Here is a 3,263-nt window from a genome sequence, read left to right on the forward strand (position 1 = left end):
CACAAAGGTGGTTATTTCTAATTGAGATAACCATCTTTATTATATTAAGGGGGAGATTTTAACATGGCACATTTAAGAAAAAGAGGAAGAAAGAAGTGGCAAATTGTAATAGAACTAGATCGTGATCCTGTTACTGGAGAGAGAAAGAGAAAGTATAAAACTTATAATGGAACTAAAAGAGAAGCAGAAAATAAAATGGCAGAATTAATACAAAAATATAAAGATGGAAATAACGCAGATAAATATTCAGAAATGAAAATGAAAAAATTAATGAGAAAATATATAAATAATCATCAACATAATGTAGCGACCAGGACAGCTGACAGATATCGGCGGATAATAAAAAATCATTTGGAACCGGCCTTTGGAGAAATGCTGATAAAAAAAGTTAAACCAATGCATATTGAATCATATCAAACGCAGAAACTTAATAGTGGTAGAATTAATGGCGGAGGTTTATCATCCTCAACAGTAAGAATGCATCATAACTTACTTAATTCAATTTTTGAATATGCACAGAGATTGGAGATTATTGAAAGAAATCCTGTGAGTTTAATATCACTACCCAAAAAGAAAAAATCAAAGCATAAATTTTTAAGCAGAGAAGAATTAAATCAAATATTAGATTATTCTGAAGGATTATGGATTCATGATTATATATTAGTGGCTGTTTCAACTGGTATGAGGCGAGGAGAAATGATTGGTTTAGAATGGGAAAATGTAGATCTAAAGAATAAAAAGATATCTGTAGTCCAAGCATTAAAAAGAACTTCTCAGGGAATTGAGTTATCAGAGCCTAAAACTAAGTCATCTGTTAGGAGTATATCAATAACAGATAATACAGTGGCTATATTAAGGAAAATAAAATCAGAGCAAGAAAAGAATAAACTAAATATGGGCGATAATTATAATGATAGATTTGACTTTGTATTTTGTGAAAAGAACGGTAGGTATTGCAATCCTAATACTGTAACTAGAAGATTTAAAAGAGTTGTAGAGGCAATTGGATTAGAAGAAATTAAATTACACGATTTACGCCACACTATGGCCAGTTTTTTAATAAAGATTGCAAATCCTAAAGTTGTACAAGAAAGATTAGGTCATTCCTCAATTTCCATGACTATGGATTTATACTCTCATCTGAGTGATGATCTACAACAAAAAGCTGCTGATGATTTATCAGAATTCATTAACCAAAATAATACATTAAAAGAAAATAATTTAGTTAAAATGTACTATTAAAATAGATTTGGGCGGCAAAATGGAGGCAGAGATAAAAATTGAGAAAATATCAAAAATACAAAAACCCCCAAGAAACCTGAATTACCAGGCAAAACTTGGGGGTGAATTATCTTATTAAATTAAAATGGTGCCGAAGGAGGGATTCGAACCCTCACAGGCAAAGATGCCCACAGCGCCCTCAACGCTGTGCGTCTGCCAGTTCCGCCACTTCGGCATCAACAATTATAAATTATACCATAAAAAATTGCTTTGTCAACAAATTTTTGCAAATAAATCTTTCAAAATTGAAATAAATAAAATTTAGAATTTTTAAAATGACAAAGAAATCACTTTAATGCAGGAATTGAGCTCATAATCACGAATATTATGAATATAAGGGAATAGGGAGGCAATAACATTGGCAGAAAAAAATACAAATGACAATCAAAAATCAAATAAGAAACATAAATGGATAGGAATTTTCCTGATAGCGTTACTTTTATTATTTATCGGTCTGGCCGGTTATTATTTAGAGAGAGACTTAGAGCCGGTTCCGGACAATCAAATTGAAGATGAAGAAGTTATTGAAGAGGAAAGTGGCAGCCCTGATGTTGGACCTGAACTGCAAGAAGAACAGGACGAAGAGGCTGCGACAGAAGAAAGAACAGAAGATAATGAACAAATTTCAGATACTGAAGAAACTGCAGCAGAAGATGGGCAGGAAATAGAAGCAGGAGATGAAGTTGGAGTCCCGGAGAATGGCGAAGCTGCTTCTGAAGCAGAGCCTGATGCTGAGAAGACAAAGGATACTGAAGTAGCTGAAGCAGAGCCTGATCAAAGCTTAAGAGACAGAGATGCTGATAGTGAAACTGATCAAGCTGATGAGAGCTTTCAAATAGAAAGTTCTGACAAAGAAGAGGAATCTGCTGCAGAAACCGAAGCAGAAAGTGCAGAAGCAGACAGTGAAAAAATTGAAAAACAGGATTCGGGAAATGCAGAAAGAGCAGAAAGTGATTTGGAAGCTGTAACTGAAGCAGAGCCGAGCGAAGATCTTTCTGAAACAGAAACAAAAACTGAGTCAGATGTTGAGCAGGGTGTTGAGGAGGAAATTGAAGACCCCTCTTTAATAGATCGAATTCTTTCGATACTGGGGCTGGCCGAAAGTGATTTCACTCAGGATTTAAATATTTTAGTAGTCGGGCTTGATGATGAAGAAAGTGTGGCAATTGGCAGTATTGAAGCAGACTCAATAATGCTTGCCAAATTAAGACCGGAAGCCAATAAAATGCAGATTGAACATATTGATGAAGATACAGTATATAAGGGAGAGCTGCTGCGGGAATATCACGATGGAGATATTCAACCGGCTGTTGAGGAACTGAGCGGAACTAATGTTGATTATCATGTTTATATAAATTATCTGGGTTTTGAAAAGGTGATAGATGAGCTTGGTGGTGTTCAGATTACTCTTGAACAGGAGGTAGTGGTTCCAGGTTTAGGTCTTAATTTAAAAGCAGGAGATAATTTGTTATCCGGCAAAGAAGCTTTAAATTTTGTCCGCTGGCGGGATTCCGATTCTATAGATCGCTTTAAGAGGCAGAAACTCCTAATTAATTCTGTGATGACTAAATTAAAATCAAATAATATATTCTTTAATGTCAAAGATCTCTATAATACAATAGTTGAAAGTTATAATTCAATTGAAACAGATATTAATCCTGTTCTGGCAGCAGAGATTTTTAATTATCTCAGAGAAAGCAGGGAACTGGAGCTAGAGTATATTGAATAGAATAGCAAAATTAAGCTATTAAGAAAAAATTATCTGCAGTCGATTTTTTAAGTATTTAGTAGTATATTTAACATAAAATAATTTAATTACTTGTAACAGGCTATATTTAATTTTGACTTAAAGTGGCTTTTTATATATACTAGTTATTGCTGACGCGGTAATTATGCTTTTGATTACTGCAGATGGGCGAATAGCTCAGTTGGGAGAGCACCTGCCTTACAAGCAGGGGGTCACAGGTTCGAGCCCTGTTTCG

2 protein-coding genes and 1 tRNA gene are annotated in these 3,263 nt (G+C 34.5%); 2 read left to right on the forward strand and 1 reads right to left on the reverse strand.

Going from position 1 to position 3,263, the window contains the following annotated elements; translation table 11 throughout:
* The first annotated feature begins 63 nt into the window (after positions 1–63).
* The gene (locus tag CI949_RS18945) at positions 64–1,242 is read left to right on the forward strand and encodes a site-specific integrase (RefSeq protein WP_290769301.1); all 1,179 of its coding nucleotides are present in this window, start codon (positions 64–66) and stop codon (positions 1,240–1,242) included.
* A 125-nt stretch (positions 1,243–1,367) separates the two neighbouring features.
* Here the strand turns inward: CI949_RS18945 and CI949_RS18950 are convergent.
* Positions 1,368–1,456, reverse strand: a tRNA-Leu gene (locus tag CI949_RS18950).
* Between the two features lie 183 nt (positions 1,457–1,639).
* On the opposite strand from CI949_RS18950, the gene CI949_RS18955 reads away from it, so the two are divergent.
* Entirely contained in the window at positions 1,640–3,010 is a 1,371-nt protein-coding gene (locus CI949_RS18955; RefSeq protein WP_290769303.1) for an LCP family protein, read from the forward strand.
* Positions 3,011–3,263: the final 253 nt, after the last annotated feature.

This window comes from Halanaerobium sp. (assembly GCF_003070835.1).

What these genes read in the sequence shown, in the direction of transcription:
- CI949_RS18945 (WP_290769301.1), top strand. Translation starts at nt 64, where the DNA reads ATGGCACATTTAAGAAAAAGAGGAAGAAAGAAGTGGCAAATTGTAATA.